Origin of the sequence: Pantoea sp. IMH, assembly GCF_000599885.1 — a bacterium.
Lineage (GTDB): Bacteria > Pseudomonadota > Gammaproteobacteria > Enterobacterales > Enterobacteriaceae > Erwinia.
In genome coordinates, this window is the sequence record NZ_JFGT01000002.1 from 892,862 (window position 1) to 919,006 (window position 26,145).

General features: G+C 55.2%; 22 protein-coding genes, 4 tRNA genes and 4 rRNA genes. 9 read left to right on the plus strand and 21 right to left on the minus strand.

Going from position 1 to position 26,145, the window contains the following annotated elements; all coding sequences use genetic code 11:
• Positions 1-4 precede the first annotated feature (4 nt).
• The 5 genes from EA20_RS0104100 to EA20_RS0104120 form a co-directional block, all read right to left on the minus strand.
• Entirely contained in the window at positions 5-739 is a 735-nt protein-coding gene (locus EA20_RS0104100; RefSeq protein WP_024965625.1) for an amino acid ABC transporter ATP-binding protein, read from the minus strand.
• On the minus strand, positions 720-1,379 hold the full coding sequence (locus EA20_RS0104105; RefSeq protein WP_304413237.1) for an amino acid ABC transporter permease: 660 nt from the start codon (positions 1,377-1,379) through the stop codon (positions 720-722). The genes EA20_RS0104100 and EA20_RS0104105 overlap by 20 nt, the downstream gene beginning before the upstream one ends.
• Positions 1,376-2,041, minus strand: a complete 666-nt coding sequence (locus EA20_RS0104110) for an amino acid ABC transporter permease (protein WP_024965627.1) — start codon at positions 2,039-2,041, stop codon at positions 1,376-1,378. The genes EA20_RS0104105 and EA20_RS0104110 overlap by 4 nt, the downstream gene beginning before the upstream one ends.
• 9 nt (positions 2,042-2,050) lie before the next feature.
• Positions 2,051-2,836, minus strand: a complete 786-nt coding sequence (locus tag EA20_RS0104115; protein WP_024965628.1) for a transporter substrate-binding domain-containing protein — start codon at positions 2,834-2,836, stop codon at positions 2,051-2,053.
• Positions 2,837-3,108: 272 nt separating this feature from the next.
• Positions 3,109-3,948: a MurR/RpiR family transcriptional regulator gene (locus tag EA20_RS0104120; protein WP_024965629.1), complete on the minus strand. Its 840-nt coding sequence runs from the start codon at positions 3,946-3,948 to the stop codon at positions 3,109-3,111.
• A gap of 204 nt (positions 3,949-4,152) precedes the next feature.
• On the opposite strand from EA20_RS0104120, the gene EA20_RS0104125 reads away from it, so the two are divergent.
• The 4 genes from EA20_RS0104125 to hpxZ are packed head-to-tail and all read left to right on the plus strand — an operon-like array spanning position 4,153 to position 7,723.
• Positions 4,153-5,742: a gamma-glutamyltransferase family protein gene (locus tag EA20_RS0104125; protein ID WP_024965630.1), complete on the plus strand. Its 1,590-nt coding sequence runs from the start codon at positions 4,153-4,155 to the stop codon at positions 5,740-5,742.
• Positions 5,743-5,754: 12 nt separating this feature from the next.
• Positions 5,755-5,943, plus strand: coding sequence for an oxalurate catabolism protein HpxX (hpxX, locus tag EA20_RS0104130; RefSeq protein ID WP_024965631.1), 189 nt, complete (start codon positions 5,755-5,757; stop codon positions 5,941-5,943).
• Complete coding sequence (locus EA20_RS0104135) at positions 5,940-7,343, plus strand: AtzE family amidohydrolase (RefSeq protein WP_024965632.1); 1,404 nt, start codon at positions 5,940-5,942, stop codon at positions 7,341-7,343. Before hpxX ends, EA20_RS0104135 begins: the two co-directional genes overlap by 4 nt.
• Positions 7,340-7,723 (plus strand): oxalurate catabolism protein HpxZ, encoded by a 384-nt coding sequence (gene hpxZ / locus EA20_RS0104140; protein ID WP_024965633.1) that lies wholly within the window; start codon positions 7,340-7,342, stop codon positions 7,721-7,723. The genes EA20_RS0104135 and hpxZ overlap by 4 nt, the downstream gene beginning before the upstream one ends.
• Before the next feature lie 44 nt (positions 7,724-7,767).
• On the opposite strand, the gene puuE is transcribed toward hpxZ, so the two are convergent.
• The 3 genes from puuE to EA20_RS0104155 are packed head-to-tail and all read right to left on the minus strand — an operon-like array spanning position 7,768 to position 10,218.
• Positions 7,768-8,727, minus strand: coding sequence for an allantoinase PuuE (gene puuE / locus EA20_RS0104145; RefSeq protein WP_024965634.1), 960 nt, complete (start codon positions 8,725-8,727; stop codon positions 7,768-7,770).
• A gap of 34 nt (positions 8,728-8,761) precedes the next feature.
• Entirely contained in the window at positions 8,762-9,499 is a 738-nt protein-coding gene (gene hpxA / locus EA20_RS0104150; RefSeq protein ID WP_038381524.1) for an allantoin racemase, read from the minus strand.
• Positions 9,499-10,218 (minus strand): GntR family transcriptional regulator, encoded by a 720-nt coding sequence (locus EA20_RS0104155; protein WP_024965636.1) that lies wholly within the window; start codon positions 10,216-10,218, stop codon positions 9,499-9,501. The genes hpxA and EA20_RS0104155 overlap by 1 nt, the downstream gene beginning before the upstream one ends.
• A 139-nt stretch (positions 10,219-10,357) precedes the next feature.
• On the opposite strand from EA20_RS0104155, the gene EA20_RS0104160 reads away from it, so the two are divergent.
• Positions 10,358-11,848 (plus strand): NCS1 family nucleobase:cation symporter-1, encoded by a 1,491-nt coding sequence (locus tag EA20_RS0104160; protein WP_024965637.1) that lies wholly within the window; start codon positions 10,358-10,360, stop codon positions 11,846-11,848.
• Between the two features lie 121 nt (positions 11,849-11,969).
• Here EA20_RS0104160 and EA20_RS0104170 read toward each other — a convergent pair.
• Both EA20_RS0104170 and dnaQ read right to left on the minus strand, forming a co-directional pair.
• Positions 11,970-12,046: transfer RNA gene (locus EA20_RS0104170), tRNA-Asp, on the minus strand.
• Positions 12,047-12,180: 134 nt separating this feature from the next.
• Positions 12,181-12,915, minus strand: a complete 735-nt coding sequence (gene dnaQ, locus EA20_RS0104175; protein WP_024965638.1) for a DNA polymerase III subunit epsilon — start codon at positions 12,913-12,915, stop codon at positions 12,181-12,183.
• Between the two features lie 51 nt (positions 12,916-12,966).
• Between dnaQ and rnhA the strand changes: the two genes are divergently transcribed.
• Entirely contained in the window at positions 12,967-13,434 is a 468-nt protein-coding gene (rnhA, locus tag EA20_RS0104180) for a ribonuclease HI (protein ID WP_024965639.1), read from the plus strand.
• Here rnhA and EA20_RS0104185 read toward each other — a convergent pair.
• Entirely contained in the window at positions 13,419-14,156 is a 738-nt protein-coding gene (locus tag EA20_RS0104185) for a class I SAM-dependent methyltransferase (protein WP_024965640.1), read from the minus strand. The genes rnhA and EA20_RS0104185 overlap by 16 nt on opposite strands.
• 44 nt (positions 14,157-14,200) lie before the next feature.
• Here EA20_RS0104185 and gloB point away from each other — a divergent pair, with 44 nt between their 5' ends.
• Both gloB and mltD read left to right on the plus strand, forming a co-directional pair.
• Positions 14,201-14,956, plus strand: a complete 756-nt coding sequence (gene gloB / locus EA20_RS0104190; RefSeq protein WP_024965641.1) for a hydroxyacylglutathione hydrolase — start codon at positions 14,201-14,203, stop codon at positions 14,954-14,956.
• Between the two features lie 71 nt (positions 14,957-15,027).
• Positions 15,028-16,392, plus strand: coding sequence for a murein transglycosylase D (mltD, locus tag EA20_RS0104195; RefSeq protein WP_024965642.1), 1,365 nt, complete (start codon positions 15,028-15,030; stop codon positions 16,390-16,392).
• Between the two features lie 89 nt (positions 16,393-16,481).
• Here the strand turns inward: mltD and EA20_RS0104200 are convergent, their stop codons facing one another.
• A complete protein-coding gene (locus tag EA20_RS0104200; RefSeq protein ID WP_024965643.1) occupies positions 16,482-17,249 on the minus strand; it encodes a class I SAM-dependent methyltransferase in 768 nt (255 codons plus the stop codon).
• Between the two features lie 79 nt (positions 17,250-17,328).
• A complete protein-coding gene (locus EA20_RS0104205; RefSeq protein ID WP_024965644.1) occupies positions 17,329-18,132 on the minus strand; it encodes an endonuclease/exonuclease/phosphatase family protein in 804 nt (267 codons plus the stop codon).
• 290 nt (positions 18,133-18,422) lie between these two features.
• Between EA20_RS0104205 and yafC the strand changes: the two genes are divergently transcribed.
• Positions 18,423-19,328, plus strand: coding sequence for a DNA-binding transcriptional regulator YafC (yafC, locus tag EA20_RS0104210; RefSeq protein ID WP_024965645.1), 906 nt, complete (start codon positions 18,423-18,425; stop codon positions 19,326-19,328).
• A 102-nt stretch (positions 19,329-19,430) separates the two neighbouring features.
• On the opposite strand, the gene EA20_RS0104215 is transcribed toward yafC, so the two are convergent.
• The 8 genes from EA20_RS0104215 to gmhB all read right to left on the minus strand — a co-directional run bounded on the left by EA20_RS0104215 (position 19,431) and on the right by gmhB (position 26,087).
• A tRNA-Asp gene (locus EA20_RS0104215) sits at positions 19,431-19,507 on the minus strand.
• 100 nt (positions 19,508-19,607) lie between these two features.
• Positions 19,608-19,723, minus strand: a 5S ribosomal RNA gene (rrf, locus tag EA20_RS0104220).
• Positions 19,724-19,836: 113 nt separating this feature from the next.
• Positions 19,837-19,912, minus strand: a tRNA-Thr gene (locus EA20_RS0104225).
• A gap of 51 nt (positions 19,913-19,963) precedes the next feature.
• Positions 19,964-20,079, minus strand: a 5S ribosomal RNA gene (gene rrf, locus EA20_RS0104230).
• Between the two features lie 211 nt (positions 20,080-20,290).
• Positions 20,291-23,193 (minus strand): 23S ribosomal RNA (locus tag EA20_RS0104235).
• Positions 23,194-23,411: 218 nt separating this feature from the next.
• Positions 23,412-23,486, minus strand: a tRNA-Glu gene (locus tag EA20_RS0104240).
• Between the two features lie 89 nt (positions 23,487-23,575).
• Positions 23,576-25,117: ribosomal RNA gene (locus EA20_RS0104245) — 16S ribosomal RNA — on the minus strand.
• Together the 16S, 23S and 5S rRNA genes with 3 tRNA genes alongside form the textbook arrangement of a ribosomal RNA operon.
• 409 nt (positions 25,118-25,526) lie before the next feature.
• Positions 25,527-26,087, minus strand: a complete 561-nt coding sequence (gmhB, locus tag EA20_RS0104250) for a D-glycero-beta-D-manno-heptose 1,7-bisphosphate 7-phosphatase (protein ID WP_024965646.1) — start codon at positions 26,085-26,087, stop codon at positions 25,527-25,529.
• Between the last annotated feature and the right edge of the window lie 58 nt (positions 26,088-26,145).

Sequence of the window (26,145 nt, forward strand, 5' to 3'; positions counted from 1 at the left end):
GCGCTCAGTTAAAACGCACCGACGAGATAAATTGTTTCAGTTCCTGCGTCTGCGGCCGGGCAAAAAGCGTTTTGCTGTCGCCCTGCTCCCAGACGCGTCCCTGATGCATAAACACCACGCGGTCGCCCACCTCGCGGGCAAAATTCATTTCGTGGGTCACCAGAATGAGGGTCATGCCCTCCTTTGCTAACTGTTCCAGCACCTTAAGCACTTCACCGACCAGCTCGGGATCGAGCGCCGAGGTGATTTCATCACACAGCAGGACTTTGGGGTTCATCGCCAGCGCGCGGGCAATCGCCACCCGCTGCTGCTGACCGCCGGAGAGATTTGCCGGGGAATAGTCCATTCTGTCACCAAGCCCCACTTTTTCCAGCATCCGCACGGCCAGCGATCGGCATTCGGCTTCTTTCATTTTCAATACGCGCCTTGGTGCCAGCATGACATTTTCCAGCGCGGTCATATGCGGGAACAGATTGAAATTCTGGAACACCATGCCGATGGAACGGCTGATGTCACGCGCCTGTGAATCACGATGGGTAATGGTCATGCCGCCCAGTTTGATGCTGCCCTCCTGATAGCCCTCCAGGCCATTCATGCAGCGCAGCAGCGTACTTTTTCCTGAACCGCTGCGGCCAATGATCGAGATGACCTCGCCCATATCCACATCGAGATCCACGCCTTTCAGCACGTGATTGTCACCGTAGTACTTCTGTACCTGATTAATGGTGATGAGCGGCATTGAATTTTTTCTCCAGGTACTGGCTGTAACGGGACAGCGGATAACAGATCAGGAAGTAGCCCAGCGCCACCAGCCCGAACACCTTAAAAGGTTGATAAGTCACATTGTTGAGAATGGTGCCCGCTTTGGTCAGCTCGACAAAACCGATAATAGAGGCCAGCGCGGTGCCCTTGACCACCTGAACGGCAAAACCCACCGTGGGCGCAATGCCAATACGTAGCGCCTGCGGCAGAATAACGCGCCAGAGCGTCTGGCCGGCATTAAGACCCAGGCAGCGCGACGCCTCCCACTGTCCTTTCGGCAGGGCGTTGATGCTGCCGTACCAGATGTCCGTCAGAAAGGCGCTGGTATAAAACGTCAGCGCCAGCGACGCCGCTGTCCACGGCGAAACGTTAATACCGAACAGGGCCACGCCGAAGAAAGCGAGGAAGAGCTGCATCAGCAGCGGGGTGCCCTGGAAGAGTTCGGTGTAGCCACGGATCAGCCAACGCGGCCCGCGTCGCCCGCTCAGGCGCAGCATCACCAGCGGCAGCGCCACCAGCGTTCCGCCCACAAAAGCGGTCAGTGACAGCAACATCGTCCAGCGTGCCGCCAGCAGCAGGTTGCGCAGAATGTCCCAGTCGGTAAAGGTGGTCATCATGAGGACACTCCCAGCCATTTGCGGCCCGCCGCCATCAGCAGCTGTCGCAGCATCACCGACAGCAGAAGGTAGATAAGCGTGGTTACCAGATAGACTTCAAAGCTTAAGAAAGTGCGCGACTGGATCAGGTTTGCGGCAAAAGTCAGCTCCTCATAAGAAACCTGAGATACCACTGACGAACCCAGCATCACGATAATGCACTGGCTGACCAGTGCCGGATAAATCCGTTTTAGCGCAGGTGGCAGCACCACGCGCAGAAACGTCTGGCTGCGCGTCAGGCCGAGCACGCGCCCCGCTTCCCACTGCCCTTTTGGCGTCACCTGGATGCCTGCCCGGATGATCTCGGTGCTGTAAGCCCCCAGGTTTATCAGCATCGCCAGCAGCGCAGCCTCGCCTGCCGTCAGCTTCAGCCCAAGATTCGGCAGGCCGAAGACGATAAAAAAGAGCTGAACCACGAACGGCGTATTGCGGATCAGCTCAACGTAACCTCCCCACAGGCGGCTGACCAGCGAGGGGCGGCCGCTGCGCAACGCTGCGCCCAGTATCCCCAGCGCCACGCCGCCAAGCGTCGCCAGCACGGTAAGCTGGACGGTGATCCAGAGGCCGGCCAGCAGTTCCGGCCAGTAGGGCCAGAGTGCGGTAAAATCGAGTTGATCCATTATCGCCCGCCCTTATGCGCCGAGGCTGGCAGGCAGTGGCGCTTTCAGCCATTTTTCAGAGAGGGCATTGAGCGTTTTATCCGCCATCGCCTGTTCAATCAGCGCATCCACCTTCGCCTTCAGGGCCGGCTCTCCCTTACGCATGCCGATAAAGCAGGGAGAGTCCTTCAGCATGAATTTCGCCACCGGCGCTTTTTCCTGATTCTGGCGGGCGATCGCCGCCACCACCAGGTTACCGGTAGCAACATACTCTACCTGGCCAGAGAGCCAGGCTGAGAGCGTAGTGTTGTTATCTTCATAACGCTTCAGTTCGGTTCCCGCCGGTGCCACTTTGCTCAGCACCATGTCTTCCACCGCGCCGCGCGTTACGCCAACCGACTTACCGTTCAGATCTGCGGCAGATGTCAGCGTAGCCTCTTTTGGCCCAAATACGCCGAGAAAGAACGGCGCATAGGGGCGGCTGAAGGCGATGACTTTTTCCCGCTCCGGATTTTTACCGAGGCTGGAGATAACCAGATCCACTTTATCCGTTTGCAGATAAGGCACGCGGTTTGCGCTGGTTACCGGCACCAGCTGTAACTTAAGTTTCATCTTCTGCGCCAGGTATTTTGCCATGTCGATGTCATAGCCCTGCGGCTGTAGATCGGTGCCCACCGAGCCGAATGGCGGGAAGTCCTGCGGAATCGCAACCCGCAATACGCCGCGCTTCTCAATATCCTGTAACGCGTCTGCCCGCGCAGCGGATAACTGAGAGAACATCAGCGCCGCACCTACAATTGCCAGTAATGCTTTTTTCATTTTCTCTTCCCCGGTGACTTAACGTGAAACGAAAGATCCCTGAAATAAGCATTTGCAACTAATGTGCCAGCGAAGCATGCAAATGATGGAATTTATCATCGGGCTTACTATCGGGCAGAAAAGAGGAGAGTAAACGGAGTGTTAACGAGGAGAGCAGGCATTCTCCCCGAACAGACGTTTCTCAGCAGATCGCATCATAACGAAGCGCCTCCGCCCTGACGGGGAAATTTTCCAGTAACCAAAAAGAAGCAAGGCACCAAAATGGTGCCCCATCAGCGTTGTTCCAGCTCATCCAGATGACCATACAGCGCCGCAATCTGGTGAATACGCTGGCGCCCTTCGCTTAATAACTGATGCAGCAGCGCGTTCGCCAGCAGATTAATCAGGCTGTTGGCCGGACCATAGCTGTCAAAGGCCGAGACGCTGTCCAGCGGTGCGCAGAGCTGCCAGTGGGCCAGCGCCATCACGCTTTGCGCACCGGGTTCGCAAATCAGCAGCGAAGGAATGCCCGCCTGTTGCAGATGCAGCAGCAGCGGTTTGATCAGGCGCGGACGGCGGCGAAAGGCCAGCACCACGACCGTATCTTCAGGCGTGAGCTCCACCAGCTCTTCCGATAACGTTTGTCCCGGCTGAGGCAGAAGCTGAACGTTACCCCTTGCCTGAAGCAGCTGCTGCCGGAGATGTAGCGCAAGCGGGTAGGAATTACGCATCCCGATAATAAATATGCGTTTACTGACCGCGAGCTGCCTTACCACATCGTTAAACTGCGCCGCATCCAGATCGTTCACCCAGCGGGTCAGGTTGGCCATCTCCTGCTTATAATGCCTGGCAAGCAGCGTGTTGCCCTGTACGGCGTCACGGTTGTCGGTAAGCGGCATGCCGCTCTGACGCAGCGTGCGCAGTTCGTCGCGCATCTCTTTATATTTCTCATAACCGAGATGTTTAAACAGCCGGCTGACCGTGGCTTTTGATACGCCACTAAGCCGCGCCAGTTCAGCGCTGTTATAGCTGATCAGATCGTTGAAGTGGTCGAAGATAAAGTCGGCAACGCGCTGCTCCTGCGGGGAGAGCTGCGGATAATGGCTTTTCAGACGCTCATCAAGCTGCTTCATTACGCTGGCCTTGTAACTTTTGTTTCAGAAGAGTCAGCATATACAAATAACGTGCCTGGTGGCTAAAAAAACGCGGCGGGCAACGGCCAGGTGCTGAGCTTTTTATTTTGTCCGCCTTTTTTACGAAGCTGAACGCCCTTATCCAGGCAAACTGGAACAGCTCTTGCTTTACTCATTCTTTTTCCCCGGCAAAAAGAGACTGGAATGATTCAGAGTCATATCGCGCCGCTCGGCATGGCCGTAGCGCCTCATCATCTGGCCAGCCAGAGCGCGCTGGCAATACTGCGAGAAGGCGGTAACGCCATTGAGGCCATGGTGGCCGCTGCGGCGACGATTGCGGTGGTCTATCCGCACATGAACGGCCTGGGCGGCGACGGTTTCTGGCTGATTGTGCCGCCAGAAGGCGATCCTGTCGCCATTGACGCCAGCGGCGCGGCTGGCTCGCTGGCCGATTTTGCCTTTTACGGCGGCGCGAAGCAGATCCCCCATCGCGGGCCGGCATCCGCACTGACCGTAGCGGGAACCGTTAGCGGCTGGGCAGAAGCACTTACGGTGTCGAAACAGTGGTACGGCAGCCCGACGCTGCCGCTCTCCCGCCTGCTCGACGATGCCACCCGCTACGCGGCGGAAGGAATTCCGGTTACCCAGTCCCAGGCTGACGCGACCACCAGCAAATTCCATGAGCTTATCGATCAACCCGGCTTTGCCGCTACATTTATGCCCGGCGGTGAAATCCCGCGAGCCGGCAGCCGCTTCACCCAGCCAGACCTGGCCGCCACCCTCGGCGAACTGAGCGCCCAGGGGCTGGACAGCTTTTACCGTGGACCGCTGGCTGAACGGTTTGCTGCGGAGATGGCCCGCCTGGGTATGCCCGTCACGCTTGAGGATCTTAACCAGCATCGTGCCCGGCGCCGCACGCCGCTGCGGATCCAGCATGAGCATGGCGAGGTCTTTAATATGACGCCGCCAACGCAGGGGGTGGTTTCCCTGGCAATTCTCGGCATTACCCGCCACCTGAATATGAAAGAGGCCGATGAGGCGCAGACGATTCACCGTATTGTCGAAGCCACCAAGTTAGCGTTCAGCCTACGCGATCGCTATATCACCGATCCGCTGCATATGCAGGAAGAGATGCAGACGCTGCTCGATTCTGACGTGCTGGCGACGATGGCGGCCAAAATTGACGAGAACCGGGCCGCGCCCTGGGGAGCCGGTAAGGGGCCGGGCGATACGGTATGGATGGGCGTGGTGGACAGCAGCGGCCTGGCCGTCTCCTTTATCCAGAGCATCTACCATGAGTTCGGTAGCGGCGTGGTGCTGCGCGGCACCGGCGTCACCTGGCAGAACCGTGGCGCGGCTTTCAGCCTCGATCCTGAGCATTTACTGGCGCTCGCGCCCGGCAAACAGCCTTTTCATACCCTGAACCCGGCGGCGGCCCGTCTGCATGACGGACGCACCATGGTCTATGGCTCCATGGGCGGCGACGGCCAGCCACAGACGCAGGCCGCCATTTTTACCCGCCATGTGGTCCAGGGGCTGCCGCTGCAACAGTGCGTCAGCGCGCCACGCTGGCTGCTGGGTCGTACCTGGGGACAGGCCTCCGACTCGCTGAAGCTGGAGGGGCGTTTTTCACAGGAAACCTTCGACAGGCTTCGGGCGCTGGGTCATGAGGTGGAGAAATTACCCGACTTCAGCGAGGCCGTAGGCCATGCGGGCGCCATTGTCCGCCATGCCAACGGCATGCTGGAAGGCGCATACGATCCCCGCAGCAACGGCAGCGCTGCCGGTTTTTAACAGGAGAAAGAGATGAACGATACTTCGCCCGACTGGGCCGCCTGGCTGCTGCATATGGAGCAGGTAATGGGCGTTACGTTAAATGATGAGCGACGCGCTGAACTCTATATTCAGTTTACCCGCATCGCCGCCATGGCAGAACCGCTGATGGCGTTTCCGCTCGATGAGCGCCAGGAAATCGCGGGAGTCTACAAAGCATGAACCTTGCCGCTTTTTCCATTGCCGGGCTGCGCTCCGCATTAAGTCACGGCGAAATCAGCGCACATGAGATCGCCCGGCAGACGCTTACTGAGATCGAGAAACATAATCCGGCAGTAAACGCCTGGACGCAGATTACCCGGGATCGCATGCTCAGTGAGGCCGATCATATAGATCGTCTGCGCCAGGCGGGCGGGCCGCTGCCCCCGCTGTCGGGTATTCCTTATGCGGTTAAGAACCTGTTTGACGTCGCCGGGGAGACAACGCTGGCTGGCGCCCGTTTATTCAGCGACCGTCCTGCCGCTGCGGTTGACAGCTGGGCGGTGCATAAATTACGGCAAGCGGGCGGCCTGCTCTCCGGCATGCTGAATATGGACGCCTATGCCTATGGTTTTACTACTGAAAACAGCCATTACGGTGCCACGCGAAATCCGCACGATCTGAACCGGGTAGCGGGCGGATCGTCGGGCGGTTCGGCGGCAGCGGTGGCGGCCAGGCTGGTCCATTTTTCACTCGGCTCAGATACCAACGGTTCTATCCGGGTTCCTGCGTCGCTCTGCGGCATTTTTGGCCTCAAGCCAACCTTTGGCCGCCTTTCCCGCAGCGGTACCCACCCTTTTGTCGCCAGCCTTGATCATATCGGCCCTTTTGCCCGCACAGCTGACGATCTCGCCTCGGTTTATGATGCGCTACAGGGTCGCGATCCGCTGGATGGCTTTCAGGCTGAAACACCAGTTAATGCGGTCCAGCCACGGCTCGCTCAGGGTGGTGAAGGGCTGCGCTGCGCCGTTCTCGGCGGATACTTTCAGACCTGGTGCAGCGATGAGGCGCGGGTCGCCGTTGCGGTGGCGGCAAAGGCGCTTAACGTGCAGGATGAAGTTACGTTCCCTGACGCCGCGCTGGCACGTACCGCTGCGTTTATTATTTCCGCTTCCGAAGGGGGCAATCACTATCTTCCGGCGCTACGGCAGATGCCGGAACGATTTGAGCCGCTATCGCGTGAGCGACTGCTGGCGGGCGCGATGATCCCTGCCGCCTGGTACGTGCAGGCGCAGCGTTTTCGCCACTATTTCAGGCAGCAGGTCATGCCGCTGTTCGATGAGTTTGATCTGCTTATCGCGCCCGCCACGCCGCAAAGCGCCACGCTGGTGGGTCAGGAAACCATGCGTATTAATCATAGCGATCTGCCGATCCGCGCCAGTATGGGCATGCTGACGCAGCCGATTTCCTTTCTGGGCCTGCCGGTGACCACCGTTCCGCTACAAACGCCTGGCGGCCTGCCGATCGGCTTGCAACTGATCGCTGCGCCTTTCAGAGAGGAAGTCTGCCTGCGGGCAGCCTGGACGCTGGAACAAATGGGCATCGCAAAGGCGATCCCCGCTACTCTGGAGGCAACAAGTTGAGCAAAATGGCGATAAATCTTCCGGCGACGGTGGCAGAGGTCACTGCCGCCTTTTACCGCTATGAGGCGGCGCTGGTCAGCAACGATACGACAGTGCTCGATGAGCTGTTCTGGCATGATGAACGAACCGTACGGCTCGGTGCCGGAGAAAATCTGTACGGTATTGAGGCGATCAGGGCGTTTCGCGCCTCCCGCCCTTCGGCCGGACTGATACGGCAGTTAAGCAATACCACCATTGTCACTTTCGGCGAGGATTACGCCGTATGCAGCACGGAGTTTACGCGGGAAGGTAGTGAAAAAACGGGCCGTCAGCAGCAGACCTGGGTCAGGCTGCCCGACGGCTGGCGGATAGTTGCCGCTCAGGTCAGCCTGATGAACTGAGCCAGACACTGCCGCCAGTAAGCGGCAGCGCGGCAGTTATCCGTTCAACTCTGCGGAGCCGGGTGCTTCGCCATCCAGTGTTCCGCAATCTGCTGACGCGTACAGATCCAGACATTATCGTGCTGCTGGAGATAGTCCAGAAAGCGCTGTAGTGCCCTGAAGCGTCCGGGCCTGCCGAGCAGACGGCAGTGCATGCCAATCGAGAGCATCTTAGGCGAGGTTTCACCTTCCTGATAGAGCACGTCAAAACTGTCCTTCAGGTAAGTGTAAAACTGTTCGGCCGAGTTGAAGCCCTGCGGCGTGGCGAAGCGCATATCATTTGTATCAAGGGCATAGGGGATAATCAGATGTGATTTCACCGTTCCATCCTGACAGGTGACCGGCATCCAGAACGGCAGATCGTCGCCGTAATAATCGCTGTCGTAGCTGAAACTGCCCTGCTCCACCACCAGCCGGCGGGTGTTCGGGCTGTCGCGCCCTGTATACCAGCCCGTTGGCGCCTTGCCAAAGAGATCGGTTAGCGTGTCTACCGCCAGCTGGATATGCTGGCGCTCCGTTTTGGCATCCATCGCCTGATAGTGCAGCCAGCGCCAGCCGTGACTGACCACATCGTAGTCAGCCTGTTTAATCGCCTCCACAACATCGGGGTGTCTGGCCAGCGCCATCGCCACGCCAAAAATTGACAGCGGAAGGTCGCGCCGGCGAAATTCGTTATGGATGCGCCAGAATCCCGCCCGCGAGCCATATTCATATAATGACTCCATCGACATATGACGATCGGGGTAACTTGCCGCGCCAATAATATCTGACAGGAACTGTTCAGAACCGGTATCGCCATGCAGCACGCTGTTTTCCGCGCCCTCTTCGTAATTCAGCACAAATTGCACGGCGATCCGCGCCTGGCCCGGCCAGGCTGCATCGGGCGGATTACCTGCATAGCCCCGCAGGTCGCGCGGATAGCCTTTATTAAAGCTGTACTCTTTTTTTTCGTTCGCTTCTGTCATCGGGAGGGTCCTGTTGTCGGGCCGTTTCTTAATTTTAGTTTAGGCGTTCAAACTGACCCGACAGGCTTTTTCGTACGGGAAAGTCTAAATCGCCATGCTTGCTGGTCGATAGCCCAAGCGCCACAAGGGATTCCACCATTTTCACCGCCGCACCGACGCCGTCGATAACCGGGATCCCCAGTTCACGCGTCAGCTCCGCGGCAAGCGTTGCCATACCGCCGCAGCCCAGCACAATGGCGCCGCTGCCATCTTCCCTTTTCGCTTTCAGGCAGCCTTCCCGCACTTTCTGCTGAGCGAGGCCGCTGCCATCTTCCAGTGCCAGAACCGGTAGATCGATCGCGTGAAGCGCGGCGCAGTGGTGTTCAAAACCATATTGTCGCAGCAGGTGCCGGGCGATGATCAGCGTCCTGGGCAGCGTGGTGATGATGGAAAAGCGCGTCGCCACCATCGTCGCCATATGCATCGCCGCCTCAGCGATACCGATGACCGGCCCTTGCGCCAGTTCACGGGCGGCCAGCAGACCGGGATCGCCGAAACAGGCGATGATGTGGCCGCTGGCACCCTGCGCCCGCCCCGCTTTTATCTGTTCCAGGACACCTATCGCTGCAACCGCCTCATCAAAATGCCCTTCAATCGACGGCACGCCCTGCGCAGGATTCACCGCAATAATTTCCGTTTGCGCCCCGGCCACGGCACGGGCAGCCGCGCCAATAGTGGCAGTCATGGCCACGCTGGTGTTGGGATTGATCACCTGAATAATCTGTTTTGACATCATTCGTTTGCTCCTGTTCCTGCGAATAAGCGGGCAAAGTCCGGCACAGTTTCACCCCCGCGTTCAAAACGCAGGCTTGCCAGAATATGCGTGAAATGTTGCTGCATTGCGTCCGTAAGCGGACCGCACGCTTTTTCTGCAATCAGGGTGGTCAGCTTTTCATGATCGTGACAGCGACATCCCTGCTGCCAGGGCGCGCCCCAGGCCGCAATCACCAGCGATGAGCGCTGCGTCAGGCGCGCCACCATCTCCGTGAGAACTTGGTTGCCCGCGATAGCCTGGAGCTGAATATGAAAGGCCGCTGAGTAACGGATGGCGGCGGGGCCGTCACGATTGGTATGCGCCTGCTGCTCTTGTTGAATCACCTTTTTCAGCGCGGCCAGGTGCGTCGGCTGACAGCGGGCCAGCACCTGAGGCAGATTGGCGCACTCGATAAGCGAGCGGGTCTGGAGGATTTCCTGTGCTTCCTCAACGGAGGGCGTGGCAACCTGCGCACCGCGTCTGGGCAGTAAAACCACCATTTGCACTACCGCAAGGCGCTGGAGCACTTTGCGAATGCCGGTGCGGCTGACGCCAAAGACTTCTGAGAGCGCCTCTTCGGGCAGCCGGCTCCCGGGCGGCAGCTGATGTTCAACCATGGCTGACAGCAGCGCCTGATAGATCGCTTCATCCTTTCCCATCAGGTCTGAGGCCGTTTTGTGGCCGGTTTCAGCTATCATCATTCACTCCGCTAGCGATCAATTTCGTCACCGCTCCTGTACATTCAGTGCACTTTTTGTATACAAGAAATCATCTCTGGCCTGAATCCTGCAATGTTCTCCCCAGCCCAACTGGGGGTGATCATATGGAGCAGGTTTCATGCCAAATAATCAAAATGTCTCACCGGCGGCGTCGGCTGAAGCCCGCGCCCACTACAGCCCAAGACTGTGCAATGAAGATCTGGCCCCGACGCGCCATCAAAGCTGGGGCTGGTATAATATTTTCTCGTTCTGGATGTCTGATGTGCACAGCATGGGCGGCTATGTGGTCGCCGCCAGCTTCTTCACGCTGGGGCTGGCCAGCTGGCAGGTGCTGCTCTGCCTGCTGGCCGGAATTTGCATCGTTCAGATTTGCGCGAACCTGGTGGCGAAACCAAGTCAGATGGCGGGTGTACCTTATGCGGTTATCTGCCGTCAGGCATTTGGCGTGTTTGGCGCAAACATCCCGGCGATAATCCGTGGCCTGATCGCCTTCGCCTGGTACGGGATACAGACCTATCTTGCTGCCAATGCCCTGATGCTTGTCTCCCTGAAGTTCTGGCCTGCGCTCGCCCCGATGACTCAGAGCGCCTGGCTGGGCCTGTCGCAGCTCGGTTGGATCTGCTTTGGCATTATGTGGTTTGCCCAGGCGATGGTGTTCTGGCATGGGATGAACGCCATTAAGCGCTTTATTGATGTTGCCGGGCCGGCTGTGTATGTCGTGATGGTGGCGCTGGCGGGATGGATTGTATACAAGACCGGCTTTGAGGGTATCTCGCTGACGCTGGCCAGCAAGTCACTTTCCGGCAGCGAACAGGCTTGGCAGATGCTTACCGCAACCGCGCTGGTCGTCTCCTACTTTTCCGGCCCGCTGCTGAATTTTGGTGACTTCTCCCGCTATGGTAAAAGCATGAGCGATATCCGGCGTGGCAACCGCTGGGGCCTGCCGTTTAATTTCCTGCTGTTTTCCGTGGTCACCGTGGTTATCGTCTCCGGTACGCAATCCCTGTTTGGCCGAATGATCACCGATCCGATTGAGACCGTCAGTCTGGTGGGCAGCGATGTGGCGGTCGCTATTGGTCTGCTGACCATGATTATCGCCACTATCGGCATTAATATTGTCGCCAACTTTGTCTCTCCGGCTTTCGACTTTTCGAACTGCTCACCGCAGAGGATCAGCTTTCGTACCGGTGGAATGATCGCGGCTGTGGGCTCCGTCCTGCTGACCCCATGGAATCTGTTTCAGTCACCGGAACTGATCCATTATACGCTCGACGTGCTGGGCGCTTTTATCGGTCCGCTGTTTGGGATTTTGCTGTGTGATTTCTATCTGATTAAAGGTGGGAAGGTGTCGGTAGACGATCTCTTTAACGCTACGCCGGCAGGTCAATACTGGTATCGGGGCGGCTTTAATCCCAAAGCCATCGCGGCGCTGGTGCCTGCCGTGCTGATTGGCCTGACTCTCAGCTTTATCCCTTCCCTTCACGCGATCGCCAACTTCAGCTGGTTTATCGGCGCGGCGCTTTCAGCAGGTTGCTATCGCTGGATTGCGCGCGAAGAACGTCTGGTCAGCACCACTGCCTATGCAGGTAAGGTGGCCGTTGAGAAGTGATGGATAGCTTCACCCATAAAAATAGCGGCGGGCTTTGTCGTTTCTGCGGGCGATGGCAGTTTTATACGGCGCAGAAACGACGAAAGCCTGACGCATTGCTGCATCAGGCTTTCTGGATACTTGGCGGAACGGACGGGGCTCGAACCCGCGACCCCCTGCGTGACAGGCAGGTATTCTAACCAACTGAACTACCGCTCCGCGCTTTGTTCCCCGTCGGGAACGGGGCGAATATTACGGTGAGGCGATTCGGGCGTCAACGCTTTTTATTCCACTCTCTGACCGACTGCCTGTTTTTTCACCCAATGACACATTTTCTTCTGTGCTTCGCGCATTTAAGCCCGCCAGAGGCAGCTTCCGCCTTTTTTCATTACCAAATCCAGGCGCGATTCATGGGCAGCGATCTCTTCTGCGCTGGCGGCGACCACCCGCAGGCCTGACGCCGGGCGCGCAACACGGTAAACGGTATCGCCATTGCTCTGCTGCTGACGATCGCCTTCCATAGAGAAGGCGAGTGAAGTCTGTCCGCCGGTCATGGTCAGGAAAACTTCGGCCAGGATTTCGGAGTCAAGCAGCGCGCCGTGTAGCGTTCGCTTACTGTTATCTATCTCATAGCGCGAGCAGAGCGCATCCAGACTGTTTCGCTTGCCCGGATAGAGCTTTCTCGCCATCGCCAGGCTGTCAGTAATCTTGCAGAAGGTCTCGGTTTTGGGGATATCGCGATTGAGTTTGGCAAATTCATAGTCCATAAAGCCGATATCAAAGGGCGCGTTATGGATGACTAATTCCGCCCCGCTGATGTAGGCGAGGAACTCATCGGCAATATCCGCAAAGGTGGGCTTGTCGGCCAGAAATTCATCGGCAATACCGTGGACGCCAAAGGCTTCGGGATCGACCAGCCGATCGGGTTTCAGATAAACGTGGTAGTTATTGCCCGTCAGGCGGCGGTTCACGACCTCAACGGCACCAATTTCGATGATACGATGCCCTTCATAGTGCACGCCTATCATGTTCATACCGGTGGTTTCAGTATCGAGAACGATCTGACGCGTTGTATTTACTGTGCTCATAGGACCCGTTTATGTCAGACTTGGCATTTTTCAGCAGGGAGTCTACCAGAGATGCCTAAGCAGGTAGAAATATTCACCGATGGTTCGTGCCTTGGCAATCCTGGCCCGGGCGGTTACGGTGCCATTTTACGCTATGGTCAGCATGAAAAAACCTTCAGCGCCGGCTATTTTCTGACGACCAATAACCGCATGGAGCTGATGGCCGCAATTGTGGCACTTGAAGCCTTAACGCAGCAATGCGATGTCGTCATCAGCACAGACAGTCAGTACGTCCGTCAGGGGATCACCAGTTGGATCCATAACTGGAAAAAGCGCGGCTGGAAAACGGCAGATAAGAAGCCGGTGAAGAATGTCGATTTATGGAAGCGCCTCGATACCGCGCTCAGCCATCATCAGATCCGCTGGGAGTGGGTTAAAGGCCACGCCGGCCATGAAGAGAACGAACGCTGTGACGAGCTGGCCCGCGCGGCGGCCGGTAGTCCGGCCTTTGAAGATATCGGCTATCAGTCCGCTTCCTGATCGCGTTGCCGGGCGTGATACTGACTGGTCGCGCCCACCGCCGCTCTGATCCGGTTCTTCGCGACCTTCTTTTTAGCCGGATTCATCGTCAGCGGGAAGGTGCGCTTACGTGCCACAATAATGCTCAGGCATCCCAGCGCCGGAAAATGCGTACTGATCACTTTCCCGCCCTGCTGATTCCAGGGCAGCACCTGAAAACGGGTGCGCTGCACGACTTCATAATTCAGCAGGCCCAGCCAGTCCATTAGCCGCATCTGCGTAAACATTCTGCTGTTCCAGGGAACACGCCGGTGAAGACCGGGAATAAGTTTGCCAATCCCCAGCACGCTGAAGGGATTAAATCCGCTGATAATCATCCAGCCATTGTCTATCAGTACTCTATCCACCTCACGCAGAATGTGGTGCGGATCGCTGCTCCAGGCGAGACAGTGGGCCAGCAGGCAGGCGTCAACCGATTTGGATTCAAAAGGCAGGCTCATCGGATCGGCAATGACCTGCAGATTGTCGCCGCGCAGCCCCACGTTGACCTGATGGGATATTGCACAGGCCTCAGTATCGATTTCCGCACTGAGAGGGCCAATCTTCAGAAGATGGAAGCCATATATCTTAGCCAGACAGGGTTGCAGATGCCGGGTCAGCGCATCACGGTAAAACTCCCCCCAGGGCATCTCCCCCCAGGCGTACGGCACATGACGAATTTGGCGTGTTTTAGCAGGCTTCATGCTTTACCATCTTCTTTCCATTTCGACCATTCAGTGAGGCGATGATGAATCTTACCAGTATTCCGGCACTCGATGATAACTACATCTGGACATTAAATAACGAGGATGGTCAGTGTCTGATTGTCGATCCAGGCGAAGCGGCACCAGTACTGGCGATGCTGAAAAAAAATCGCTGGCAGCCCGTAGCTGTTCTCCTTACCCATCATCATCACGATCACGTTGGCGGCGTGAAAGAGCTGCTGTCTCATTTTCCTGAACTGACTGTCTATGGCCCTGAAGAGACGGTAAACAAGGGGACCACCGCAGTGGTAAAGGAAGATGACCATATCAAAATTTTGGATCTTGAGTTTCGTGTGATGGCGACGCCCGGCCATACTTTAGGACATATCTCATATTACAGCGCGCCTTATCTTTTCTGTGGCGACACGCTCTTTTCTGGCGGCTGTGGACGGTTATTTGAGGGCACGGCTAAACAAATGTTCTCATCTTTTCAAAAGATTAATCAACTTCCCGCAGAGACGCTGGTTTGCTGTGCGCATGAATATACCTTATCAAATATGAAGTTTGCTGCGACGCTTTTACCCCAGGATGCCGGGATATCGGCGTATTATCTTAAAATTAAAGAGTTACGGGCAAAAAAGCAGGTTACATTACCGACAACGCTGTCGCTTGAGCGGCAGATTAACGTTTTCCTGAGAACACAAGAGGCTGATATACAGGCTGTTTCTTTCGAAGACTCTCTGCAAAGGGATGAGTGGGAGATATTTTCAGCCTTACGTCAGAAGAAAGACCATTTTTGATTTTTCAGGTTGTGTTGGGCAAGACGAGCACGTATAGTTGCTCGTCTTTTAAGCGACAAATTGATACACACATGAAGGCTAAAGCGATATTACTCGCCTCAGTCTTGCTGGCCGGGTGCCAGGCATCTCAGCATGATGCCACTCAGCCCGAACAGCATGCACAGAGCTTGTCTTCAGCGAGTAATGAGAAAGACACGGATCGGTTGTTATCACCGCGTTGGCAGGATGATGGAACGAGCCTGACGCAGGATAAAAACCTGTGGAATTTCATTGGTGACGAGCTGAAGATGAAGGTCCCGGATAATGCACGGGTACGCGAACAGAAACAGAAGTATTTGAGACACAAGAGCTATCTCCACGATGTAACATTACGGGCAGAGCCGTATATGTACTGGATAGTCGAGCAGATTAAGCAACGTAATATGCCGATGGAACTGGTACTACTACCCATAGTGGAGAGCGCTTTTGATCCCCATGCCACTTCTTCCGCCAATGCTGCCGGCATCTGGCAGATAGTGCCGCAGACGGGGCGAAATTATGGTCTGAAACAGACCCAGTGGTATGACGGGCGTCGTGATGTTGTCGCCTCGACCCGCGCAGCGCTGGATATTATGCAGCGCATGAACCGCATGTTCGATGGTGACTGGTTACTGACCATCGCCGCCTATAACAGCGGAGAAGGTCGGGTGCTCAAAGCCATGAAAGCGAATAAAGCCCGCGGTAAGCCGACGGACTTCTGGTCGCTCTCGCTGCCGAAAGAAACGACAATTTACGTACCGAAGATGTTGGCGCTGGGCGATATTCTCAAGCACAACAAGCGTTACGGCATCCGTTTACCGACCCCCAATAAGACCCGTGCTCTGGCGCGTGTTGAAGTGGGTCAGCCGATTGAACTGACGCAGGCGGCCGAGATGGCCGGTATGTCGGTCAGCAAGCTGAAAAATTATAACGCGGGTTACAAGCGCGGCAGAACAGCACCGAACGGGCCTCACTATATTATGGTGCCGAAGTCGAACGTTGCGAAGTTACGCAACTCTCTGGCGAGCGGTGATATTTTAGCGGTGCAGCCGGTTGCGCTGGCGAAAAACGGTGGCGGCAAGACCTACAAGGTCCGTAACGGTGACACCCTGTCCAGCATTGCGCAGCGTAATAACGTCTCCGTTAAAGCGTTACAGCAGGCGAATAACCTGCGTGGCGCGGTTATTAAACCAGGACAAACGTTGAGTCTGGGCGGCGGCAGCGCCACCACCCTGGCCGATAATGGCAACAGCATCACCTATAAAGTCCGTAAAGGTGATTCTCTGGCCAGCATCGCTAAACGTCATGGGGTAAACCTGAAGGATGTGATGCGCTGGAACAGTGGAGGATCGGAGAATATCCGTCCTGGCGATAAGCTGACGCTGTTTGTGACCAACAGCAGCACACCTCAAAGTTAACAGGTTAGCCTGTTAAAAAAGCCAATCTCCGGATTGGCTTTTTTTATGCTTCACGATCCTGTCGTGGTATTACCGCGCTTACGGAATTGTCAGGCTGTTTTTACCGCCTCGATAAAGATCGTATCGGCACTAAAACTGCCATCTGGCTGAAGGGAGTAATAACGCTGTACCTCTTCAGACGCTGCTTGCTGCAAGGCTCTGATCGCTTCGACCATTACCGCTGGCGTACGCATCCGTTCAATCCACTCCGGAAACGCTAATGCCAGCCGGTCCTGACTGACCGCGCTGATTGCCAGCCCGGCGTCTGTCAGCATCGACAGCCATTCGCCGGGCGAATAATCCCGGACGTGGGAGGTATCCCGTAGCGCTTCAACCGTCTGTAACCAGATATCAAGCAGTGGATGTCCCGGCGAGCTGACATCCATAAAAATAACCCGCCCTCGTGGTTTAAGTACACGTTTAACCTCACGCAGGGCGCTGCCTACGTCATGCCAGTGATGCGCAGAATAGCGGCTGATAACGATATCAAACTGTTCATCTGTAAAAGGCAATTTCTCAGCGTAACCCTGCGTGGTGGTTAAGTGTGTATAACCCCGCTTTTTTGCCTCTGCCCTGACCACCTCTAACATTTCATACGAAAGATCATAAGCCACAACGCTGCTAACGTGCTGAGCGGCAACGTAGCTGGCATGCCCTCCGCCACAGCCCAGGTCCAGCACGCTGGCCGCCTTCTCTTCCGCAAGACGTTCGCCCAGTCGTATGAGATCGCGCCCACCGGCATGTACAGCGCTGTTCAGATAGGCGTCTGCCTGGGCGCCGAACTGGTTATTAACATGCTCATGATGCCCCATTGCCATCGTTAATTCCCTTATTACGGTTTTCAGTGGTGGGCAGACTATATTGCCGATCTGCCCATGGAGGCAGGCCAGCATTTCCTCAGAGGAGCGAAGGCTTGCCGGGATGGAATTCGACAAGTAGCGGATTGTGATCGGAGGCGCGCGTCACCAGAACGGACGCTTTGGCTACGCCCATACCGCGATAGAAAACGAAATCGAGAGGTCTGCCAAACGCTTTACGGCGGTGGTCGTCGGTGAACCCTACCTCTTCAAGCCCCATGTCGCGGGCGAAGTTGTAGAGCGCGTTGATTCGCTGACGACTCCAGGCATTGAAATCCCCGGCCATAATCACCGGCCCCTGATGATGGATGATCTGCTCACCGATAGGTCCCAACTGTTTGCTGTAGACGTCAATGCCCAGACTAAAATTGACGGCATGGATGTTCACGACCATCAGCATCTCATTGCTGGGAAGCGGATAAGCAGTCACCAGCGCGGATTTCGCTAACCGCAGGAGCGGCTCACGCTCACGCAGCGGATAGCAATAAACAGGGTGTGCAGAGGCGAGCGTCATAACGCCTGAGGGATGCTGAGGCAGCACAAACGCAGGAACCTGATCGGCCGCAAGGTAGTTGCTGGTAGCAAATTTAACCAGTTCCGGCGTGGTCTGCGCTTCCTGTAGCAACACCAGATGCGCATCTTTGCCAAAGTTCTGTAATACAGAGAGCCAGTCTGCACGCTGTTGCTTAAAAATGTTCCATACCAGCACGCGCAACGCCGACTCTGTTGTTAAAGGTTCGCCTGGAGGCAGGGCCTGCCCAACGTGCAGCATCGCACCAGGCGGAAATATCCGTTCCGCTGGCTGCCCCGCTACATATCTCATGGCATAGGTCTTTTTACGCACTTTACCGCCTGGCTATTGTTACCGCTAACGATCACGCTTAGTCATTCAGTTATAGGGGCTTTAAGGCGGAGTTTCAATCAGAGCCTGCTAATTAACGTCAGAGTGACTGGTAAGCAAATGCAAACAGGCCTGGTAAAACTGCCTGCTTTTACGCTGAGATAAACCATCCTGTTTACGACGATTTGCAAAGCCGGTGCGACTTTACCGCCAGCAATGGTGCTATCTGTGAGTGCATGTTTAAATAGCAAAACCAAAAACTGTGCAGCTGGGATTTTGCGAAAGGAGTGATCATGCGGGCGACGTCAGAAGAACTGCAAATTTTTGTTGCCGTGGTGGAAAGCGGTAGTTTCAGCCGGGCGGCAGAGCAGCTTAAAATGGCGAATTCCGCGGTAAGTCGTGCGGTAAAAAAACTGGAAACGAAGCTTGGCGTGGAGCTTCTCACCCGTACCACCAGACAAGTTAAGCTTACCCAGGAAGGAGAAACGTACTTCCGGCGAGTACAGCATATTCTGCAGGAGATGGCCGCCGCAGAAAATGAGTTAATGGAAAGTCGAAACATGCCGCAGGGGCTTTTGCGCATTGATGCCGCTACGCCGGTTGTACTACACCTGGTGATGCCGATGGTGAATGCTTTCCGCGAACGCTATCCTGACGTCAGGCTGTCGCTGGTTTCTTCAGAGACTTTCATCAATCTGATTGAACGCAAAGTTGATATCGCCATCCGTGCCGGTAACCTGACGGATTCCAGCCTGCGTGCCCGTCATCTTTTTACCAGCTACAGGAAAATCGTGGCCAGCCCCGCCTATCTTCAACGACATGGTGTACCTCAACAGGCTGAGGAACTAAACGTTCATCACTGCCTGGGCTTTGTGGAACCTCAAAGTCTGAATCGCTGGCCGGTATCGCAGAAAGATGGGCAACTTTATGAAATAAATCCGGCTGTCACCTCAAACAGCGGTGAAACGCTCAGACAGCTTTGCCTGACCGGGAATGGCATAGCCTGCCTTTCCGATTATATGATTGACCAGGATATTGAATCTGGCAGATTGATCGAGCTGCTGACAGAGCAACGGCTACCGGTTGAAATGCCTTTCAATGCGGTCTATTACAGCGATCGCGCAGTCAGTACGCGCATCCGGGCATTTATTGATTTTATGAGTGAGTGGATAAAAACGGAGCAGCGCCGGCAGGATTGAAGAATAGAAGAAAGAACCAGCGTAAGCGGGATATGCGCGACTAAGCCAAAACCAGATCACAAAAAAGCCCTGAGTCTTATGACTCAGGGCTCACTGTTTAAGTGGCGGAACGGACGGGGCTCGAACCCGCGACCCCCTGCGTGACAGGCAGGTATTCTAACCAACTGAACTACCGCTCCACCGATTCTGTACTGAATTCAGAATGTTGCTTCTGATATCAGGTGTTTCGCCCTTTCCACGTCACTGGAAGGTCATGACCAGAGGCTGGTCTGAATTGATGTCTGGCAGTTCCCTACTCTCGCATGGGGAGACCCCACACTACCATCGGCGCTACGGCGTTTCACTTCTGAGTTCGGCATGGGGTCAGGTGGGACCACCGCGCTACAGCCGCCAGACAAATCTTGCTGCATGAAACAAAGCCTTTGGACTGATACTTATCAGGCGTTCTCGCCTTTACAGTGCAAATTTTCTGTTCCCGCTAAATCTTAACTTGATACAAGTTAATTAGTGGTGCTGATACCCAGAGTCGAACTGGGGACCTCACCCTTACCAAGGGTGCGCTCTACCAACTGAGCCATATCAGCACTTTGTTACTTACAACAAGCGGAAAAGACACGCTTATTGTCTAAATTGATGCCTGGCAGTTCCCTACTCTCGCATGGGGAGACCCCACACTACCATCGGCGCTACGGCGTTTCACTTCTGAGTTCGGCATGGGGTCAGGTGGGACCACCGCGCTACAGCCGCCAGGCAAATCTTGGTGCACGAAACGAATCTTTTTCACTGATGCCGCGTTGCCTGCGCTTGCAAAGTCAGTCACATACCTGAGTATGCTCCTTCCTTTCCGGCGCTTGCCGCCTTGCCTCAGCGCAAAATCTTTCGTTTCCGCTAATTCTCTATCCGGTACAGGCTGAAAATTGTTGCGTCTCTCATAACGCTCACCAGAACGCTTCTGGTGTTGTAAGGTTAAGCCTCACGGGTCATTAGTACCGGTTAGCTCAACGCATCGCTGCGCTTACACACCCGGCCTATCAACGTCGTCGTCTTCAACGTCCCTTCAGGAGACTTATAGTCTCAGGGAAGATTCATCTCGAGGCAAGTTTCGCGCTTAGATGCTTTCAGCGCTTATCTCTTCCGCACTTAGCTACCGGGCAATGCCATTGGCATGACAACCCGAACACCAGTGGTGCGTTCACTCCGGTCCTCTCGTACTAGGAGCAACCCCTCTCAATCTTCCAGCGCCCACGGCAGATAGGGACCGAACTGTCTCACGACGTTCTAAACCCAGCTCGCGTACCACTTTAAACGGCGAACAGCCGTACCCTTGGGACCTACTTCAGCCCCAGGATGTGATGAGCCGACATCGAGGTGCCAAACACCGCCGTCGATATGAACTCTTGGGCGGTATCAGCCTGTTATCCCCGGAGTACCTTTTATCCGTTGAGCGATGGCCCTTCCATTCAGAACCACCGGATCACTATGACCTGCTTTCGCACCTGCTCGAGCCGTCACTCTCGCAGTCAAGCCAGCTTATGCCATTGCACTAACCTCACGATGTCCGACCGTGATTAGCTGACCTTCGTGCTCCTCCGTTACTCTTTAGGAGGAGACCGCCCCAGTCAAACTACCCACCAGACACTGTCCCCACGCCGGATTACGGCGCCAGGTTAGAACATCAAACGTTAAAGGGTGGTATTTCAAGGTTGGCTCCACGCAGACTGGCGTCCACGCTTCAAAGCCTCCCACCTATCCTACACATCAAGGCTCAATGTTCAGTGTCAAGCTGTAGTAAAGGTTCACGGGGTCTTTCCGTCTTGCCGCGGGTACACTGCATCTTCACAGCGAGTTCAATTTCACTGAGTCTCGGGTGGAGACAGCCTGGCCATCATTACGCCATTCGTGCAGGTCGGAACTTACCCGACAAGGAATTTCGCTACCTTAGGACCGTTATAGTTACGGCCGCCGTTTACCGGGGCTTCGATCAGGAGCTTCTCTTGCGATAACCCCATCAATTAACCTTCCGGCACCGGGCAGGCGTCACACCGTATACGTCCACTTTCGTGTTTGCACAGTGCTGTGTTTTTAATAAACAGTTGCAGCCAGCTGGTATCTTCGACTGGCTTCAGCTCCGGGAGCAAGTCCCTTCACCTACGCGCCAGCGTGCCTTCTCCCGAAGTTACGGCACCATTTTGCCTAGTTCCTTCACCCGAGTTCTCTCAAGCGCCTTGGTATTCTCTACCTGACCACCTGTGTCGGTTTGGGGTACGATTTCGTGTTACCTGATGCTTAGAGGCTTTTCCTGGAAGCAGGGCATTTGTTGCTTCATCACCGTGGTGACTCGTCATCACGCCTCAGCCTTAAGTGTTCCGGATTTGCCTGGAACACAAGCCTACACGCTTAAACCGGGACAACCGTCGCCCGGCCAACATAGCCTTCTCCGTCCCCCCTTCGCAGTAACACCAAGTACAGGAATATTAACCTGTTTCCCATCGACTACGCCTTTCGGCCTCGCCTTAGGGGTCGACTCACCCTGCCCCGATTAACGTTGGACAGGAACCCTTGGTCTTCCGGCGAGCGGGCTTTTCACCCGCTTTATCGTTACTCATGTCAGCATTCGCACTTCTGATACCTCCAGCAGACCTCACAGTCCACCTTCGACGGCTTACAGAACGCTCCCCTACCCAACAACACATAAGTGTCGCTGCCGCAGCTTCGGTGCATGGTTTAGCCCCGTTACATCTTCCGCGCAGGCCGACTCGACCAGTGAGCTATTACGCTTTCTTTAAATGATGGCTGCTTCTAAGCCAACATCCTGGCTGTCTGTGCCTTCCCACATCGTTTCCCACTTAACCATGACTTTGGGACCTTAGCTGGCGGTCTGGGTTGTTTCCCTCTTCACGACGGACGTTAGCACCCGCCGTGTGTCTCCCGTGATAACATTCTCCGGTATTCGCAGTTTGCATCGGGTTGGTAAGCCGGGATGGCCCCCTAGCCGAAACAGTGCTCTACCCCCGGAGATGAGTTCACGAGGCGCTACCTAAATAGCTTTCGGGGAGAACCAGCTATCTCCCGGTTTGATTGGCCTTTCACCCCCAGCCACAAGTCATCCGCTAATTTTTCAACATTAGTCGGTTCGGTCCTCCAGTTAGTGTTACCCAACCTTCAACCTGCCCATGGCTAGATCACCGGGTTTCGGGTCTATACCCTGCAACTTAACGCCCAGTTAAGACTCGGTTTCCCTGCGGCTCCCCTATACGGTTAACCTTGCTACAGAATATAAGTCGCTGACCCATTATACAAAAGGTACGCAGTCACCCCATAAAAGAGGCTCCCACTGCTTGTACGTACACGGTTTCAGGTTCTGTTTCACTCCCCTCGCCGGGGTTCTTTTCGCCTTTCCCTCACGGTACTGGTTCACTATCGGTCAGTCAGGAGTATTTAGCCTTGGAGGATGGTCCCCCCATATTCAGACAGGATATCACGTGTCCCGCCCTACTCATCGAACTCACAGTAAGCACATCTTCGTGTACGGGAGTATCACCCTGTACCCTGCGACTTTCCAGACGCTTCCACTGATGCACAAACTGATTCAGGTTCTGGGCTGTTCCCCGTTCGCTCGCCGCTACTGGGGGAATCTCGGTTGATTTCTTTTCCTCTGGGTACTTAGATGTTTCAGTTCCCCAGGTTCGCCTCGCAACACTATGTATTCATGTTGCGATGATGCATAAATGCACCGGGTTTCCCCATTCGGGTATCGTCGGTTGTTGCGGTTCATATCACCTTACCGACGCTTATCGCAGATTAGCACGCCCTTCATCGCCTCTGACTGCCAGGGCATCCACCGTGTACGCTTAGTCACTTAACCTCACAACCCACAAGCGTCCCGCAGGATACTGTGTGCTGTAAGCATTTGAGAGACTCGAACACACCGGTCTGTTTATCCTTATTACGGAGGATAAACGCAGTGTGTCGTTTCAATTTTCAGCTTGTTCCGGATTGTTAAAGAGCAAATATCTCAGACATGGCTCGTAAGCCAGTTTTGAGATATTTCGTGGAGACACCTTTCACCTGTCACCAAGCAAGTGGCGTCCCCTAGGGGATTCGAACCCCTGTTGCCGCCGTGAAAGGGCGGAGTCCTAACCGCTAGACGAAGGGGACACAGAAGTGTCACGACTTCGCAGCCGTCTTGCTCTAACGTTTCTATCAGACAATCTGTTGTGGACACTACGCGGGAAAGTATCTTCAGGTAAGGAGGTGATCCAACCGCAGGTTCCCCTACGGTTACCTTGTTACGACTTCACCCCAGTCATGAATCACAAAGTGGTAAGCGCCCTCCCGAAGGTTAAGCTACCTACTTCTTTTGCAACCCACTCCCATGGTGTGACGGGCGGTGTGTACAAGGCCCGGGAACGTATTCACCGTGGCATTCTGATCCACGATTACTAGCGATTCCGACTTCACGGAGTCGAGTTGCAGACTCCGATCCGGACTACGACGCACTTTGTGAGGTCCGCTTGCTCTCGCGAGGTCGCTTCTCTTTGTATGCGCCATTGTAGCACGTGTGTAGCCCTACTCGTAAGGGCCATGATGACTTGACGTCATCCCCACCTTCCTCCGGTTTATCACCGGCAGTCTCCTTTGAGTTCCCGACCGAATCGCTGGCAACAAAGGATAAGGGTTGCGCTCGTTGCGGGACTTAACCCAACATTTCACAACACGAGCTGACGACAGCCATGCAGCACCTGTCTCACGGTTCCCGAAGGCACTAAAGCATCTCTGCTAAATTCCGTGGATGTCAAGAGTAGGTAAGGTTCTTCGCGTTGCATCGAATTAAACCACATGCTCCACCGCTTGTGCGGGCCCCCGTCAATTCATTTGAGTTTTAACCTTGCGGCCGTACTCCCCAGGCGGTCGACTTAACGCGTTAGCTCCGGAAGCCACTCCTCAGGGGAACAGCCTCCAAGTCGACATCGTTTACGGCGTGGACTACCAGGGTATCTAATCCTGTTTGCTCCCCACGCTTTCGCACCTGAGCGTCAGTCTTTGTCCAGGGGGCCGCCTTCGCCACCGGTATTCCTCCAGATCTCTACGCATTTCACCGCTACACCTGGAATTCTACCCCCCTCTACAAGACTCTAGCCTGCCAGTTTCAAATGCAGTTCCCAGGTTAAGCCCGGGGATTTCACATCTGACTTGACAGACCGCCTGCGTGCGCTTTACGCCCAGTAATTCCGATTAACGCTTGCACCCTCCGTATTACCGCGGCTGCTGGCACGGAGTTAGCCGGTGCTTCTTCTGCGGGTAACGTCAATCGGTAAGGTTATTAACCTCACCGCCTTCCTCCCCGCTGAAAGTACTTTACAACCCGAAGGCCTTCTTCATACACGCGGCATGGCTGCATCAGGCTTGCGCCCATTGTGCAATATTCCCCACTGCTGCCTCCCGTAGGAGTCTGGACCGTGTCTCAGTTCCAGTGTGGCTGGTCATCCTCTCAGACCAGCTAGGGATCGTTGCCTAGGTGAGCCATTACCCCACCTACTAGCTAATCCCATCTGGGCACATCCGATAGCGTGAGGCCCGAAGGTCCCCCACTTTGCTCTTGCGAGGTTATGCGGTATTAGCTACCGTTTCCAGTAGTTATCCCCCTCTATCGGGCAGTTTCCCAGACATTACTCACCCGTCCGCCACTCGTCACCCAAGGAGCAAGCTCCTCTGTGCTACCGTCCGACTTGCATGTGTTAGGCCTGCCGCCAGCGTTCAATCTGAGCCATGATCAAACTCTTCAATTAAAAGCTTGATTTGCTTAAACACGTTAAGCGATGCTCAAGTGTAAAACACTCATAATGAATTTCATTATGTGTTCACTCTTAAGACTTGATATTTTTTGCGTCCGGAGACGCTGATATCAATCCTGCGAGTGCCCACACAGATTGTCTGATAAATTGTTAAAGAGCGTTGCGGTAAGCGCCTTGGCGACTTACTGCGAGGTGGCGTATCTTACGTTTTCCTCCTTCAGAGTCAACCTCTTTTTCAGAAGTTTTTCTCTGGCGGCTCAGCTTCCTGAACCTCTCAACCCGGCGGCATGTAAGCCGTTGTTCCGTGTCGATGGAGGCGCATTATAGGGATGCGCCGGGGGAAGGCAAGCAGAAAGATGAACTTTTTTATCGTTCGGCGAAACTTCACCCATAACGCTGTTTTTTACTGCGCCTTAAGGCGGGCAGGCAGGTTAGCCAGGCTATCTATTACCCAATCTGCGGCTTTTTCGCCCTCCTCTGTTACGGGCTTGCCGCTACGGACCAGGACTGTTTTACCCACGCCCGCCGCTTTTCCCGCCAGCATATCGTCAATTTTGTCACCAACCATATAAGACGCCGACATATCAATGTTCAGTTCGTCCTTTGCCTGAAGCAGCATACCTGGCTGCGGCTTACGGCAGTTGCACGCCTGACGATACTCTTCAACGACGGCTTCAGGATGATGAGGACAAAAATAGATGCCATCCAAATCGACATCGCGATCTGCCAGCGACCAGTCCATCCATTCGGTCAGCTGCATAAAGGTATCTTCCGTATAAAGGCCACGGGCGATACCGGACTGATTGGTTACCATCACCAATGCATAGCCCATTTCCTTCAGTTCTCTCATGGCATCAATGACGCCATCAATAAACTGAAAGTTGTCGATTTCATGGACATAACCTTTATCGACGTTCATCGTGCCATCACGATCCAGAAAAATTGCGGGGACTTTATCAGTCACGTAGAGACTCCTGCTACTTATGTTGCCTTAGAGTATCGCATGATTAGGGTGACAGCGA